The sequence below is a fragment of the Microbacterium sp. BWT-B31 genome (genome assembly GCF_041379855.1).
Taxonomy (GTDB): Bacteria; Actinomycetota; Actinomycetes; order Actinomycetales; family Microbacteriaceae; genus Microbacterium.
In genome coordinates, this window is record NZ_JBFECU010000022.1 from 16,419 (window position 1) to 30,008 (window position 13,590).

Sequence of the window (13,590 nt, forward strand, 5' to 3'; positions counted from 1 at the left end):
TGAGTACGACGATTCCGAACAGCCCACGCTCCCCGCACGATGAGCTCTTCGCCGCACACCCGTGAACCGCAGGGGTGGCGGCCGGTCTGCCCCGGCGCGGTCATGACGGCATAGTGCCGGCGGACCCCGCGGCGCGCCCGGACTCAGTGATGGCGCGCAGTGCACGCACGTGGCGGCCCAGGGCGCGACGCCCCTTCGCCGTGGATGCGACCCACGTGCGCGGACGGTTGGTGACGAACCCCTTGGTCACCGTCACGTAGCCGAGGCGCTCGAGGTGCGTGATCGCCTTGCTGAGCGCGGAGTCGTCGGCCTCGATCAGATCGCGCAGTGTGGCGAAGTCGAGTTCGACGTCGCCGACGAGTGCCGCCATCAGCGAGAGGCGTACAGGGGTGAGGAACGCCTCATCGAGCTCGTGCCGGGGATGTGCCATCAGTGAGGACGGGGAAGGAGGGCGGCGACGATGAGCGGGATCGCGATCAGGATGCCGCACGCGATCGAGACGGCGACCGGCGGCGACGGCGCGACCGACCCCACGATCGCGACCGCATAGACGGCCGCCACTGTCACGCCGAAGGCGATCCAATGGAGTCGCCCCCACTCGTACCCCGCGCGGGCGATACCCCAACGCGCGCGCGGCGCGGACGCCGCCACGACGAAGAGGAGCAGGCCCGCCATCGTCAGAGCCCATTGCGCGATGGGGGCGCCGCCGAGCCCGACCGAGAGGCCGAAGAAGCAGCCGAACGCCGAGGTCAGAACCTTCGCCGGCAGGCCGAGCGGACTCGACCGCCATGGGTCGCCGCTCCCCTCGCACGTTCGATGGCGCAGCAGCAGGAGTGCAGGCTTCGCACCGAGGATCACCAGCGCGATCCCGGTGAACAGCGGTGCGATCCACCACGGGTAACCGCCGCCGAACAGGGAGATGCCGCCGAGGCCGAAGAAGACGAGCACGATCGCAGCGACGGCCACCGCCACGGTCGTGCGCCGGAAGCGCAGGCGGCTGCCGAACCGCTCGCGGGCCCCCTGCACGAGCAACGAGTACAGCAGGACGGTCGGCAGCAGCAGGCTGATGGTGACCCAGGTCGACGACGGGCCGACCGCGCTGATGAACAGCCACACCCCGAGGTACGCGCTGATCAGCACAGCACCCCACAGCAGCAGCCACGCGAAAGGCCGTGGCATTCCTCCCGCGCGCTCGCGCACCGAGCGCACCGTGTCGAGTGCGGCGGAGCCGGTCAGAGATTCACTTTCCACATGGCAAGTATGTTCTCTGGCGCAAGTCCCGTCAATCGTCGACGGTGCGCCGATGAGCGCCGGACGGCGGGCCGAGGCATCCTGCCACGTAGACTTGTCTCCCGTGAGTGAACGCGTTCTCGTCAACCAGCTGCAGGCCCGCCAAGACGGCCCCGTCACCGTCTCAGGGTGGGTCGAGACGGTCCGCGATCAGAAGAAGGTGCAGTTCGTCATCCTTCGCGACGAGACCGGCGCGGTGCAGTTGGTGAACCCGGCCACGCGTCCGGCTGAAGACGGCACCGAGCAGGATGCCTCGGCCCTCGCCCTCACCGACACCATCTCGAACCTCGCCTCGGGCACGTTCCTCACGGTGCGCGGCGACCTCAAGCACGACGAGCGCGTCAAGCTCGGCGGCGTCGAGATCAAGATCGCGACGCTCGAGATCTCCGCCGCGGCCCTTCCTGAGACGCCCATCGCCGCCGACAGCGGCCTCGACAAGCGCATGGACTGGCGCTTTCTCGACCTTCGTCAGCGCCGCAACAACCTGATCTTCCGCGTGCAGACGACCCTCGAGCACGCGATGCGCTCGTACTGGATCGAGCGCGACTACATCGAGGTGCATTCGCCGAAGCTCATGGCGTCGGCATCCGAGTCCAATGCCGAGCTGTTCTCGCTCGAGTACTTCGGCGACCAGACGGCCTACCTCGCCCAGTCGCCGCAGTTCTTCAAGCAGATGGCGCAGGTCGCCGGCTTCGGCAAGATCTTCGAGATCGCGCCGGCCTTCCGCGCCGACCCGTCGTTCACGTCGCGCCACGCCACCGAGTTCACGTCGGTCGACGCCGAGATCAGCTGGATCGACTCGCACGAAGACGTCGCCGCGATGCAGGAGGAGCTGCTTCAGACGGCGATCGCCGCAGTGAAAGAGAAGCACGGCGCCGAGATCGAGGAGCTCTTCGGCATCGAGGTGCAGGTGCCCGCGATCCCGTTCCCGCGCATTCCGCTTGCCGAGGCGCGCCGCATCGTCGCCGAACGCGGCTACGAGATCCCCCGCACCGACGGCGACCTCGACCCCGAGGGTGAACGCCAGATCTCGGCCTACGTGCAAGAGACCTTCGGCCACCAGTTCGTGTTCATCACCGACTACCACCCCGAGATCCGCGCTTTCTATCACATGCGTGACGACGAGACCGGGCTGACGAAGTCGTACGACCTGCTGTTCAAGGGCGTCGAGATCACCACCGGCGCCCAGCGCGAGCACCGTGTCGACGTGCTCATCGAGCAGGCCCGCGAGAAGGGCCTGGAGCCCGAGCACCTCGACTTCTACTTCGACTTCTTCCGCTATGGCGCCCCGCCCCACGGCGGGTTCGGCATGGGGCTCGCACGTGTGCTGATGCTGCTGCTCGGGCAGGACTCGATCCGCGAGGTCACGTACCTGTTCCGCGGGCCGACGCGGCTCGCGCCGTAGAGGCGGGCGCGACGGGCACCACCGGTGGGCGCCGCATGGCGTCCCTAGACTGACGCCATGCAGATCGAGGGACTCGTCAACTTCCGCGACACCGGCGGCATGCCGCTGACCTCCGGCGGCACGACGCGTGAGAACGTGCTGTTCCGCTCAGAGGCTCCGGCAGCGCTCACCGCGCGGGGGATCGACGAGCTCGCCGCCTCGCCCATCGGGGTCGTGGTCGACTTCCGCACCGAGCTCGAGCGGCGCGGGGCGCCCGACGTGCTGCCGACCACGCGCCCGATCCGCATGGTGCGGCTCGAGGTGCTCGAAGGGGCTCTGCCCGGCATGGCGGCGATCGTGCGCGACGGTGTCATCGACCTTGAGCATCTCAGCCGGATCCTCACGGCGATCCCGGCGCTCAGCGACCTCTACCTCGCGATGCTGCACAACGCAGCGCCCGCCTTCGCCGAGGTCGGGCGGCTCGTGGCGTCCGCGACGCCCGACCAGCCGAGCGCCGTGCTCGTACACTGCACCGCAGGCAAAGACCGCACGGGCGTGTCGGTCGCGCTGCTGCTGGACGCCGTCGGCGCAGACCGCGAGGCGATCGTCGCCGACTACGCCTCCAGCGCGGGAAACCTCGCAGGCGAGTGGGCCGAGCGCATCCAGGCGGGCATCCGCCAGCTCGGCATCGAGCTGACTCCGCAGGTCGTCGAACTCGCGACGGGCACGCCGCCCGAGGCGATCGAGAAGGCGCTGGCCTGGGTGGATGCCGAGCACGGCGGATCCGCCGCCTACCTGCGCTCCGGCGGTTTGAGCGACGCCGAGCTCGAGGCGCTGGGGCGGGCGCTGGTCGGCTGATGGCGCGGTGACGTCGACGGATGCCGCGGCCGAGGCATCCGCCCCCCTACCGCGGCCCGCGCGCACTCGCTAACGTTCAGGTGGCGACGGAGCCCGGCGGCGACCACCGCGGTCGCAGCCGCTCATCGAAGGGGGCACCGCGATGGCGGGGACATTCGAACTGTGGACCGACAAGGCCGGTGAGTACCGGTTCAACCTGAAGGCGGGAAACGGCCAGGTGATCGCGACCAGCCAGGGCTACTCGTCGAAGGCGAGCGCGCTCAACGGAATCGAGTCGGTCAAGACGAACGCGCCCGGCGCCGAGGTCGTCGAAGTCGAGCGGTAGCCGCGGGCTCAGCCTGCGTCGGCGAGCGCGGTGCGCAGCCGGTCGGCCGACACGCGCCAGTGCCCGTGCAGGCGGCCGTCGATGAGGACGACCGGGATCTTCTCCCACCACCGCGCGTAGAGGGCGGGATCGTCGAGGATCGAGCGTTCTTCGACGTCGACCGCGCCCTCGGGCAGGTCGGCGACGACCGTCTCGACGACTTCGCGCGCGACGTCGCACAGGTGGCAGTCGGGCTTGCCGATCAGCGTGAGGGTCGTCACGGAGTGCTCAGCGCTCGACGGGGAACCCCAGGGCGATCCACTCGCCCGTGCCGCCGTCGACGTTGGTGGCGTCGTAGCCTCGCGCCTCGAGCGCCTGCACGACGCGGCCAGAGCGCCCGCCGACCTGGCAGATCACGTCGAACGCGCTGTCGGGCAGCTGGTCGAGGTTGTCGCCGATCGTCGACATCGGCAGGTTCACCGCGCCGGGAACGTGCCCGTCGGCGTATTCGTGCGGCTCGCGCACGTCGATGAGAGGAACGCCTTCGCGCTCGCGAAGCTGCTGGACGGTGATCGACTTCACTGCTGACCTTTCTCAGGGGGCCTTGCGACCCGAGCCCGACGATCCGAGCCCGGCGACACGAAGCGCCCCCGGCGACAGACTCTGAAACCGATTATCGGACGCAGATTCTGTGGGGGCGCTTGGTGTCGATGCCGCGTTACTTCTTGTTGCGGCGCTGGTGGCGAGTCTTGCGAAGCAGCTTGCGGTGCTTCTTCTTCGCCATGCGCTTGCGGCGCTTCTTGATGACAGAACCCACGGAAAACCTCACTATGTCGGGGTCTGGACGCGGCCGTGCCGCACCCGGGAACGGGCAGTTACGAAAAAATGCCTCGTAACAGTCTAGCCGACGTCGAAGACCGGCCGTTGCAGGAGGTCGCTCACGGCCGACTCGGGCACCCGGTAGCTGTGGCCGAAGCGCACGGCGGGAAGCTCCCCGGCATGCACGAGGCGGTACACGGTCATCTTCGAGACGCGCATGAGGTCAGCGACTTCGGCAACCGTGAGAAACCGCACGTCCGGCAACTCGGCCATCGCCCCTCCTTCCACCCCTCCCCCACGGATCGGTGTACTGACCAGGATTCTAGGGCCGCACGCGACGCGTGTAAACGGCTGTTGCCGATGTGATCGCCGCGGGAGGGTCAGCGCCGGCGCTCGCGCGCCTCGCGCGCGGCCTGCCGTTCGACCTTGCGCGCGTCGCGCAGCGCCTTCTCGGCGTCGCGCACCGCCTTGCGCGCCTCGCGGAAGCGCTTGTCGTCGGCGATGTCTGCGTCGTCGAGCCCCTGCCACGCCGGCGTGGGCGGAGCCGCGCCGGCCTGCACGGCGGCGATGTAGTCCGCCACGCCGTCCAGCGCCCGCTCCAGCCCGAAGCCGAACGCGTCCGAGTCGTCGAGGAACACGCCCGCCTCGATCGCCGCACGCAGGTGCGGGTAGGCGTCCGCTGTGATGAGCGCACGAAACAGCGCGTCCTCGGACTGCGTGATCGCGATCTCGTCGACCCCGCGCTCGCGCTGCAGGCGCAGGTAGCCGGCGATGATCGTTCCCGCCCAGTGCGCCGAGCCCGTCACGATCAGCATCACCGCGAGGCGGTCCTGGTGCGACAGGCCGGTCTCGTCGAGGGCGGCCAGGCCCGCCTCCATCCATGCCGCGCTGTTCGGGGTCGCCGGCACGCCCGAGATGGGGATCTCCAGCACCCACGGGTGGCGCAGGTACTGCTGGAGCTGCTCGCGATAGATGGCCTCGAGCCGCTCTCGCCACCGGCCCGTCGCGCCGATCTCGGCGGACGGCACGCCGGTGGCCTCCTCCTGCATGAGCAGCATGAGGTCGTCCTTGGCGCTCACGTAGCGGTACAGCGACATCGGCGTGTACCCGAGGCGAGCGGCGACCGCGGCCATCGAGACTGCCCCCAGCCCCTCGGCATCGGCGATGTCCACGGCGGCCTCGACGATGCGCTCGACGCTCATCTCTCGCTTGGGGCCGCGCTGCGGGTCGGCAGCGATGCCCCACGCGAGCGCGATGCCTCGAGGAAGGTCCGGGTCCGCGGTGTCCGTCATAGCGACAGTCTAGGACTGTTTATGTAATAAACAGTGTGTTACTCTCATAAACAGTTACTTACGTACACAGTTTCTTGACCGACAGTCAGCAGAAGGGATGCCCCGCATGAACTCCCCCACGCCCCCGGCGATCTCGACCCGCGGCCTGCGAAAGGCCTTCGGGCGACAGGTCGTCCTCGCCGGGCTCGACCTCGACGTCGCGCCCGGCGAGGTCTTCGCCCTGCTCGGCCCCAACGGCGCCGGCAAGACCACGACCATCAACATCCTCACCACGCTCCAGCGCCCCGACGCCGGCACCGCGACGATCGCCGGTTTCGACGTCGCCACCCAGTCCGACGAGGTCAAGCGCCGCATCAGCCTGACCGGCCAGTCGACGGCGGTCGACGACGTGCTCACCGGCCACGAGAACCTCGTGATGCTCGCACGGCTGTCGGGCCTCACGACCCGGGCGGCGAAGGCGCGCGCGCGCGAGCTGCTGCTGCGCTTCGGTCTGGCCGATGCCGCCACTCGCCGCGTCGGCACCTACTCAGGCGGCATGCGCCGGCGCCTCGACCTGGCCCTCAGCTTCGTCGTCGCCCCGACCGTGCTGTTCCTCGACGAGCCGACGACAGGGCTGGACACGCGCAGCCGCAGGGAGCTGTGGGACGTGATCCGCTCGCTCGCGCAGTCGGGCACCACCGTGTTCCTCACCACGCAGTACCTCGAAGAGGCCGACCAGCTCGCCGACCGCATCGCCGTGCTCGACGACGGGCACCTGGTCGCCGTCGGCACCGCCGCGGCGCTCAAGGCCCGTATCGGCGGCGCCGCGGTCGAGCTGCACGACGACCACGGCGACCTCGTGCGCGAGGTCGCCACCGACGGGACGGTGCCGGGGCTGCGCCGCGCACTCGACGAGCTCGACGAATCGGGCGCCGCCGGAACGGTGTCGCTGCGCCGGCCGACGCTCGACGACGTCTTCCTGCACCTCACCGACCGCTCGGCGCAGGGCCGGGCCGAGGCATCCGCACCCGCCCTCCAGGAGTCCCGATGACCACGCAGATCCTCCCCCGTCCCCGCATCACGGGCCTCACCGCCGAGACGGTGTTCGTCCGGCGCAGCCTCACGCACTCGTTCCGCGACGTCGAGGCGCTCGTCATGTCGATCGCGCTGCCGATCCTGCTGATGCTGGTGTTCACTCTCGTGTTCGGAGGCGCGCTCGACCCGTCCGGCGACTACGTCGACTACGTCGTGCCCGGCATCATCCTGGTGTGCGCCGGGTTCGGGGCATCCGGAACCGCGGTCTACGTCGCCGGCGACATGAAAGCGGGGATCATCGATCGGTTCCGAACGATGCCGCTGCGCGCCAGCGCCGTGCTCACCGGGCACGTCGTGGCGAGCCTGGCACGCAACCTGCTCACAACGGGCATCGTGATCGGGGTCGCCCTGCTGCTCGGCTTCCGCCCGACCGCCGATGCGTGGGGGTGGGTGGGCGCGGTGGCGATCATCGCCCTGTGGATCCTTGCGATCACCTACCTCTTCGCCGCGATCGGGCTGGCCTCCTCCGGCCCCGAGGCCGCGAACGGGTTCGGGTTCATCCTGCTGTTCCTGCCCTACCTGTCCAGTGCCTTCGTGCCGATCGACACGATGCCCCAGTGGCTGCGGCCCGTCGCGGAATGGCTCCCCGTGACGCCGATCATCGAGACGATCCGGGGGCTGCTGATGGGGCACCCCGTGGGCGATCACCTCTGGTGGGCGCTGGCGTGGTGCGTGGGCATCCTCGCGGTCGCCGTCGCGTGGGGCGCGTGGGTGTTCCGCCACAAGGCCGGGCGGCGCTGAGCGGCCTCAGCGGCCGGGCAGCTTCTTGAACGCGCTTTCGAGAACGTGCTTCGCGGATGCCGCGGCGCGGCCCACCACGTCGGCAGCATGCGCGGCCGACTCGGGCAGCACCGCGGACGACGCGGCGACCGCCTCCGCGGCGTCGATGTCGAGGAAGGGCACCAGCCAGTCGTCGATCTCATCCAGCGGAGCCGTCAGCAGGCTGTAATAGCGGTGCTGGCCCTCTTCGCGCACCGACACGAGGTGCGCGTCGCGCAGCACCTTGAGGTGCTTCGAAACTGTCGGCTGGCTGACACCCAGGTCGTGCACGATGTGCGACACGCTCGTGCCGTCTTCTCCGGCGGAGGAGCGATCCAGCAGCAGCTTCAAGATGTCGCGCCGGGTGCCGTCCGCGATCACGTCGAAGATGTCCGCCATGTCGACAGACTAGCCGCGCGCCCCGCGGAGTACCATGACTCAGGTCTCGGACGAAGCCGATATGCCGGGCGAGCGCAGGACGAAGAGGGGGCGACGCGTGGCGACGCAGCAGGCGGGGTCGCGCATGCGCGGCATCCCCCGCACCGCCCGCACGTGGTTCAGCTCGCTCCGCGACGCGACGACCTCGTCGCCGGCCCGTTTCGCCGTGACGATCTTCGCGATCCTCATCCTCCTGTTCACCGCGCTGCTGTCGCTGCCCGCCTCGTCGGCGACGGGCGAGCCGATCCCGCTGGCGGACGCCGTGTTCACCGCGGTGTCGACCGTGTGCGTCACGGGCCTGTCGACCATCGACATCGCCACCGCGTTCTCGCCCTTCGGCCGGGTCATCATCTTCATCGGCGTCAACGTCGGCGGCCTCGGCGTGCTCACGTTCGCCTCGATCCTGGGCCTGGTGATCTCCAAGCGCCTGGGCCTTCGCGCGAAGCTCATCGCCGCCAGCGACACCAACCCGCTGCGCGCCCACGCCGGCCCCGTCAACGAGGGTCAGACCGTGCGGCTGGGCGAGGTCGGCCAGCTGCTGCGGACGGTGGCCCTGTCGACGCTCATCATCGAGATCATCCTCGCCGCGGCGCTGTACCCGTCGCTGATCATGGCCGGCATCCACCCGGTCGACGCGCTGTGGGAGGCCCCCTTCTACGCCGCGATGGCGTTCACCAACACCGGGTTCACCCCCAACCCGGGCGGGCTCGCGCCGTTCGCAGACGACTATGCGCTGCTCACGATCCTCATGATCGGGGTGTTCCTCGGCAGCATCGGCTTCCCTGTGATCTACGCCCTGTGGCAGCACCACTGGCACGTGCGCAAATGGCCCTTGCACACCAAGCTCACGATCATCACGACGGTGCTCCTGTTCTTCGTCGGCGCCGGCGTGTTCCTCGCACTCGAGTACGGGAACCCGAAGACCTTCGGGTCGATGAACGCGTGGGACACGACGTTCCAGTCCTTCTTCATCTCGGCCATGACGCGCTCCGGCGGCTTCGCCGTCGTCGACATCGGCGAGCTCAACGGGTCGTCCCTCGTGGTCGGATCGATGCTCATGTTCGTCGGCGGCGGGTCGGCCTCGACCGCAGGCGGCATCAAGGTGACCACCCTCGCCGTGCTCGCCCTCGCGGTGTTCTCCGAGGCGAAGGGCCGCCCCGCCGTGCAGGCCTTCGGCCGGCGCATCCCGAGCGACGTGCAGCGCGTCGCGCTGTCTGTCGTGGCGTGGGGGGCCACGATCGTCGCCGTCTCGACGATCGTCATCGCCCAGATCAGCAAGGAGGCGGTCGCCGACGTGCTGTTCGACGTCACCTCGGCGTTCGGCACGGTGGGCCTGTCGACGGGCGTGACGGCGCAGCTGCCCGATCCGGCCGTGTACGCCATGGCACTGACGATCTTCATGGGCCGCGTTGGTACAGTGACTCTCGCCGCGGCTGTGGCCGCGACATCCCGTTCGCAGCTGTACTCGCTGCCGGTGGAAAGGCCGATCGTTGGTTGAGCAGATCCGCGGCGACGCGCCCGTGCTGGTGATCGGACTCGGGCGCTTCGGCGCCGCGTGCTCGGGTGAGCTGGATCGCCTCGGCCGCGAGGTGCTCGCCATCGACGAGAACCTCGAGCTCGTGCAGAAGTGGTCCGAGCGTGTCACCCACACCGTGCAGGCCGACGCGCGCAACATCGACGCGCTGAAGCAGATCGGTGCGCAGGACTTCCAGGTCGCGGTCGTGGCGGTCGGCTCGTCGATCGAGGCATCCGTGCTCATCACCGCCAACCTCGTCGACCTCAAGGTGCCGCAGATCTGGGCGAAGGCGGTCTCGCAGTCGCACGGCAAGATCCTCGCGCGCGTCGGCGCGAACCACGTCATCTATCCCGAGCGCGAGGCCGGGGAGCGCGTCGCGCACCTGGTGTCGGGGCGCATGCTCGACTTCATCCGCTTCGACGACGACTTCGTGCTCGCCAAGATGTACCCGCCGAAGTTCATCCGCGGCGTGGGCCTGAACGAATCCGGCGTGCGCACGAAGTACAACGTGACGGTCGTCGGCGTGAAAAGCCCCGGCAAGCCGTTCCGCTATGCCGAGGCGAACACCGTGGTGACCAACCACGACCTCATCATCGTGTCGGGCACCAACAGCGACGTCGAGCGGTTCGCCTCGCTCGACCGCTGACGCGGTCCGGTCGCGTTCGTCGGCTCATCCTCGCGTCTTCGGCTCGAACTCTGAGCCGTCGACGCAAGGATGAGCCGAGATCGCGGGAGGGTCGCCGGGCGACTACCCGCCCGCCGCGAGCTCGCGCGCGCGGGCGAGCGCGGCATCCGTCGCCTCGGCGAACACCTGGTCGAGGTGCGCCGCCTGCAGCACGGCGATGGCGCGCTCGGTGGTCCCCTTGGGGCTGGTCACCTGCCGGCGCAGCTCGGCCGGGCCCTCACCGGATGCCTCGAGCAGCGCCGCCGCGCCGATGAAGGTCTGCTCGGCCAGGAGCCGCGCCTCGGCCTCGGCGAACCCTTTGCCGCGGGCGGCCTTCGTGAGCTCTTCGATCAGCAGGAACACATAGGCCGGGCCTGACCCCGAGATCGACGACAGCGCGTCGATCTGCGACTCGGGAAGCTCGACCACCGCCCCGCACGTCTGAAAGAGGCGACGGACGATCGACACGTCGCTCGCACTCGCCGTCGCCCCGGCGGCGATGCCGGTCACGGCCTTGCCCACGAGCGCCGGGGTGTTCGGCATCGAGCGCACCACGGGGATCTGAGCGCCGAGGATGCCCTCGAAGGTCGCGATCGTCACGCCCGCCGCGAGGCTCACGACGATCGTGCCCGGCCGCAGCGCGGGTGCGATCTCGCGCAGCAGTTCGGAGACCATCACCGGCTTCACGCCGATGAGCACGACCTCGGCGCGCGAGGCGGCGACCGTGTTGCCGTCGGCGCGCTGCTCGAGGGCGAGGCTGTCGACCCCGGGCAGATCCGACACGGCCGCCGCCTTCGCGGCGGTGCGATTGGTGACGGTCACTCCCCCGGCCGCCAGGCCCGAACGAACGACCCCCTGCAGGATCGCGCCCCCCATCGAACCGGCGCCGAGGATCGCGATCGGCGGGAGGGCCGCAGCGTCGTGTGTCATGCCGCAATCCTACGGATGCCGCGGCCGAGGCATCCGTCATCGGCAAGCCGTTCACATGCGCGACCCGCGCGCCTATAGTCGAGCGCAGGGGGCCGCGGCGCCCTCGGCGACCCGATGGAGGAGCGCACGATGACCCTGTTCGACGGCATCACCGAACGACGCGTCCAGACCCCTCGGCTGACCGTGGGGCTCCTGGAGCGAGAGGGCGACGACCCCACGACGCCCCCTGAGCAGACCGTCGTGCTGATCCACGGCAACGGATCGTCGTCTCTGTTCTGGCAGGAGCTCATGCAGGACCTGCCGACCGATCTGCGCGTCATCGCGATCGACCTGCGCGGCTACGGGGCGAGCGAGCACGCCCCGATCGACGCGACACGGGGCGTGCGCGACTTCAGCGACGACGTGCGCGCGACGCTCGAGGTGCTCGGCGTCCCGACCGCGCACTTCGTGGGGTGGTCGATGGGCGCGGGGGTCATCATGCAGTACGCCCTGGACCACCCGGTGCTGAGCCTCACGCTCGAGTCCCCCGTCTCGCCGTACGGCTTCGGCGGCACGCGGCGCGACGGCTCACGCCTCACCGACGACGATGCGGGCGTCGGCGGCGGCGCGGGCAACGCCGAGTTCGCGGCGCGGATGGAAGCGAACGACATGAGCGACGAGGCACCGGTCTCGCCGCGGAACGTCTTCCGCGCGCATTACGTCGCCGAGGGGTATGCGACCGACCACGAGGACGTGTGGGTCCAGTCGATCAACTCCACCTCGACCGCCGAGGGCAACTACCCCGGCGACTCCGTGCCGAGCGACAACTGGCCGGGCTTCGCCGCGGGAACGATCGGCGTGCTCAACACGCTCGCTCCCAAGTACTTCGACGTGTCAGGCATCGTCGGCCTCGCCGACAAGCCGCCGATCCTCTGGGTGCACGGCCTCAAGGACGTGATCGTCTCGGACTCCTCGTTCTATGACCTCAACAATCTCGGGGCGATGGGGGTCGTGCCCGGCTGGCCCGGCGACGAGGTCGCTGCGGTGCAGCCGATGGTGACGCAGACGCGCGACGTGCTCGACGCGTACGAGGCGGCGGGCGGCCAGTCACGAGAGCTGGCGCTGGAAGACACGGGCCACACGCCGCACCTGGAGCGTCCGATCGAGTTCCGCCGGGCACTGCTCGAGGTCATCGGCTACGTGGGCCAGCCGGCATCCCCCGCGCCGCCGACCGAGCAGATCGTGCTGCGCTCGTCGGACTGAGACCGGTCGGGGGCGCGTGGGCCCGGTCGCGGAATCCGTAGACTCGGACCATGAGTGCATCCGGCGGCGGCAAGGCCATCATCGCGGCGTTCCTGGCGAACCTGGGCATCGCCCTGGCGAAGTTCGCCGCCTGGTTCTTCTCGGGTTCGGCCTCGATGCTCGCCGAGGCGATCCACTCGGTCGCCGACTCGGGCAACCAGTTGCTCCTGCTGCTGGGCGGCCGCCAGGCGCGCAGGGCCGCCGACCGCGAGCATCCGTTCGGCTACGGACGCGAGCGCTACGTGTACGCGTTCGTCGTCTCGATCATCCTGTTCTCGGTGGGCGGGCTGTTCTCGATCTACGAGGGCGTCGAGAAGATCACCCACCCGCACAAGCTCGAGAACGTGTGGATCCCGCTGGTCGTGCTGGTGATCGCGATCGCGCTCGAGTCGTTCTCGCTGCGCACGGCGGTCCGCGAAAGCAACCACGTCCGTGCGAAGGGCCAGTCGTGGGTGTCGTTCATCCGCCGCGCCAAGGCGCCCGAACTGCCCGTCGTGCTGCTCGAAGACGTCGCCGCGCTCACGGGTCTGGTCTTCGCTCTGCTCGGCGTGGGACTCACCGCGCTCACCCACGACGCCCTCTTCGACGCGATCGGCACGCTCATGATCGGCACGCTGCTGATCCTCGTGGCGATCGTGCTCGGCATCGAGACGAAGAGCCTGCTGGTGGGCGAAGGTGCCACCGATACCGACCACAACCGCATCGTCGAGGCGATCCAGTCCGGGCCCGAGGCCGAGCGCATCATCCACCTCAAGACGCTCTACCTCGGCCCCGACGAACTGCTCGTCGCCGGAAAGCTCGGCTTCCCGACGGACCGCACCCTGTCCGATGTCGCGCGCGACATCGACGCGATCGAGAACCGAGTGCGCGACGCGGTGCCAGCCGCGCGCGTGATCTACCTCGAACCCGACGTGTTCCGGCCCGATCAGCCGCACCCGCCGACCGACTCGATCGTGATCAAGGCCTCGGACTGAGGCGCCG

The 13,590-nt window shown here is 69.6% G+C and carries 18 protein-coding genes; 9 read left to right on the top strand and 9 right to left on the bottom strand.

The window, feature by feature from the left end; translation table 11 throughout:
• Positions 1–100 precede the first annotated feature (100 nt).
• Positions 101–430 (bottom strand): transcriptional regulator, encoded by a 330-nt coding sequence (locus AB1K54_RS16175; RefSeq protein ID WP_371203792.1) that lies wholly within the window; start codon positions 428–430, stop codon positions 101–103.
• Positions 430–1,251, bottom strand: a complete 822-nt coding sequence (locus AB1K54_RS16180; protein ID WP_371203793.1) for a hypothetical protein — start codon at positions 1,249–1,251, stop codon at positions 430–432. Before AB1K54_RS16180 ends, AB1K54_RS16175 begins: the two co-directional genes overlap by 1 nt.
• Before the next feature lie 103 nt (positions 1,252–1,354).
• Here AB1K54_RS16180 and aspS point away from each other — a divergent pair, with 103 nt between their 5' ends.
• The 3 genes from aspS to AB1K54_RS16195 all read left to right on the top strand — a co-directional run bounded on the left by aspS (position 1,355) and on the right by AB1K54_RS16195 (position 3,857).
• Positions 1,355–2,695, top strand: coding sequence for an aspartate--tRNA(Asn) ligase (gene aspS, locus AB1K54_RS16185; protein ID WP_371203794.1), 1,341 nt, complete (start codon positions 1,355–1,357; stop codon positions 2,693–2,695).
• Between the two features lie 57 nt (positions 2,696–2,752).
• Positions 2,753–3,532 (top strand): tyrosine-protein phosphatase, encoded by a 780-nt coding sequence (locus AB1K54_RS16190; protein WP_371203795.1) that lies wholly within the window; start codon positions 2,753–2,755, stop codon positions 3,530–3,532.
• Positions 3,533–3,674: 142 nt separating this feature from the next.
• Positions 3,675–3,857, top strand: coding sequence for a YegP family protein (locus AB1K54_RS16195; protein ID WP_371203796.1), 183 nt, complete (start codon positions 3,675–3,677; stop codon positions 3,855–3,857).
• An 8-nt stretch (positions 3,858–3,865) separates the two neighbouring features.
• Here the strand turns inward: AB1K54_RS16195 and AB1K54_RS16200 are convergent, their stop codons facing one another.
• The 5 genes from AB1K54_RS16200 to AB1K54_RS16220 form a co-directional block, all read right to left on the bottom strand.
• Positions 3,866–4,117: a glutaredoxin family protein gene (locus AB1K54_RS16200; protein ID WP_371203797.1), complete on the bottom strand. Its 252-nt coding sequence runs from the start codon at positions 4,115–4,117 to the stop codon at positions 3,866–3,868.
• Positions 4,118–4,124: 7 nt separating this feature from the next.
• Positions 4,125–4,418 (bottom strand): rhodanese-like domain-containing protein, encoded by a 294-nt coding sequence (locus AB1K54_RS16205; protein WP_371203798.1) that lies wholly within the window; start codon positions 4,416–4,418, stop codon positions 4,125–4,127.
• Positions 4,419–4,554: 136 nt separating this feature from the next.
• Positions 4,555–4,653, bottom strand: a complete 99-nt coding sequence (locus AB1K54_RS16210) for a 30S ribosomal protein bS22 (protein ID WP_003792170.1) — start codon at positions 4,651–4,653, stop codon at positions 4,555–4,557.
• Between the two features lie 83 nt (positions 4,654–4,736).
• Complete coding sequence (locus AB1K54_RS16215; protein ID WP_371203799.1) at positions 4,737–4,928, bottom strand: helix-turn-helix domain-containing protein; 192 nt, start codon at positions 4,926–4,928, stop codon at positions 4,737–4,739.
• A gap of 107 nt (positions 4,929–5,035) precedes the next feature.
• Positions 5,036–5,947: a TetR/AcrR family transcriptional regulator gene (locus AB1K54_RS16220; protein WP_371203800.1), complete on the bottom strand. Its 912-nt coding sequence runs from the start codon at positions 5,945–5,947 to the stop codon at positions 5,036–5,038.
• 106 nt (positions 5,948–6,053) lie between these two features.
• Here AB1K54_RS16220 and AB1K54_RS16225 point away from each other — a divergent pair, with 106 nt between their 5' ends.
• Both AB1K54_RS16225 and AB1K54_RS16230 read left to right on the top strand, forming a co-directional pair.
• The gene (locus AB1K54_RS16225) at positions 6,054–6,977 is read left to right on the top strand and encodes an ATP-binding cassette domain-containing protein (protein ID WP_371203801.1); all 924 of its coding nucleotides are present in this window, start codon (positions 6,054–6,056) and stop codon (positions 6,975–6,977) included.
• On the top strand, positions 6,974–7,762 hold the full coding sequence (locus AB1K54_RS16230) for an ABC transporter permease (RefSeq protein WP_371203802.1): 789 nt from the start codon (positions 6,974–6,976) through the stop codon (positions 7,760–7,762). The genes AB1K54_RS16225 and AB1K54_RS16230 overlap by 4 nt, the downstream gene beginning before the upstream one ends.
• 6 nt (positions 7,763–7,768) lie before the next feature.
• Here the strand turns inward: AB1K54_RS16230 and AB1K54_RS16235 are convergent, their stop codons facing one another.
• Positions 7,769–8,179, bottom strand: a complete 411-nt coding sequence (locus AB1K54_RS16235; RefSeq protein ID WP_371203803.1) for an ArsR/SmtB family transcription factor — start codon at positions 8,177–8,179, stop codon at positions 7,769–7,771.
• 124 nt (positions 8,180–8,303) lie between these two features.
• Between AB1K54_RS16235 and AB1K54_RS16240 the strand changes: the two genes are divergently transcribed.
• Positions 8,304–9,716 carry a TrkH family potassium uptake protein gene (locus AB1K54_RS16240; protein ID WP_371203818.1) on the top strand — a complete coding sequence of 471 codons (1,413 nt, stop codon included), beginning with the start codon at positions 8,304–8,306 and terminating at the stop codon, positions 9,714–9,716.
• On the top strand, positions 9,709–10,380 hold the full coding sequence (locus tag AB1K54_RS16245; RefSeq protein ID WP_371203804.1) for a TrkA family potassium uptake protein: 672 nt from the start codon (positions 9,709–9,711) through the stop codon (positions 10,378–10,380). The genes AB1K54_RS16240 and AB1K54_RS16245 overlap by 8 nt, the downstream gene beginning before the upstream one ends.
• A gap of 102 nt (positions 10,381–10,482) precedes the next feature.
• Here the strand turns inward: AB1K54_RS16245 and proC are convergent, their stop codons facing one another.
• Positions 10,483–11,328, bottom strand: a complete 846-nt coding sequence (gene proC, locus AB1K54_RS16250) for a pyrroline-5-carboxylate reductase (RefSeq protein WP_371203805.1) — start codon at positions 11,326–11,328, stop codon at positions 10,483–10,485.
• 129 nt (positions 11,329–11,457) lie between these two features.
• On the opposite strand from proC, the gene AB1K54_RS16255 reads away from it, so the two are divergent.
• The gene (locus AB1K54_RS16255) at positions 11,458–12,570 is read left to right on the top strand and encodes an alpha/beta fold hydrolase (protein WP_371203806.1); all 1,113 of its coding nucleotides are present in this window, start codon (positions 11,458–11,460) and stop codon (positions 12,568–12,570) included.
• Positions 12,571–12,620: 50 nt separating this feature from the next.
• Complete coding sequence (locus AB1K54_RS16260) at positions 12,621–13,583, top strand: cation diffusion facilitator family transporter (RefSeq protein WP_371203807.1); 963 nt, start codon at positions 12,621–12,623, stop codon at positions 13,581–13,583.
• The last annotated feature ends 7 nt before the right edge of the window (positions 13,584–13,590 follow it).

Coding starts and splice junctions, on each gene's coding strand:
- AB1K54_RS16175 (WP_371203792.1), bottom strand. CDS start 430: ATGGCACATCCCCGGCACGAGCTCGATGAGGCGTTCCTCACCCCTGTA.
- AB1K54_RS16190 (WP_371203795.1), top strand. CDS start 2,753: ATGCAGATCGAGGGACTCGTCAACTTCCGCGACACCGGCGGCATGCCG.
- AB1K54_RS16195 (WP_371203796.1), top strand. CDS start 3,675: ATGGCGGGGACATTCGAACTGTGGACCGACAAGGCCGGTGAGTACCGG.
- AB1K54_RS16215 (WP_371203799.1), bottom strand. CDS start 4,928: ATGGCCGAGTTGCCGGACGTGCGGTTTCTCACGGTTGCCGAAGTCGCT.
- AB1K54_RS16220 (WP_371203800.1), bottom strand. CDS start 5,947: ATGACGGACACCGCGGACCCGGACCTTCCTCGAGGCATCGCGCTCGCG.
- AB1K54_RS16225 (WP_371203801.1), top strand. CDS start 6,054: ATGAACTCCCCCACGCCCCCGGCGATCTCGACCCGCGGCCTGCGAAAG.
- AB1K54_RS16230 (WP_371203802.1), top strand. CDS start 6,974: ATGACCACGCAGATCCTCCCCCGTCCCCGCATCACGGGCCTCACCGCC.
- AB1K54_RS16235 (WP_371203803.1), bottom strand. CDS start 8,179: ATGGCGGACATCTTCGACGTGATCGCGGACGGCACCCGGCGCGACATC.
- AB1K54_RS16240 (WP_371203818.1), top strand. CDS start 8,304: ATGCGCGGCATCCCCCGCACCGCCCGCACGTGGTTCAGCTCGCTCCGC.
- proC (WP_371203805.1), bottom strand. CDS start 11,328: ATGACACACGACGCTGCGGCCCTCCCGCCGATCGCGATCCTCGGCGCC.
- AB1K54_RS16255 (WP_371203806.1), top strand. CDS start 11,458: ATGACCCTGTTCGACGGCATCACCGAACGACGCGTCCAGACCCCTCGG.
- AB1K54_RS16260 (WP_371203807.1), top strand. CDS start 12,621: ATGAGTGCATCCGGCGGCGGCAAGGCCATCATCGCGGCGTTCCTGGCG.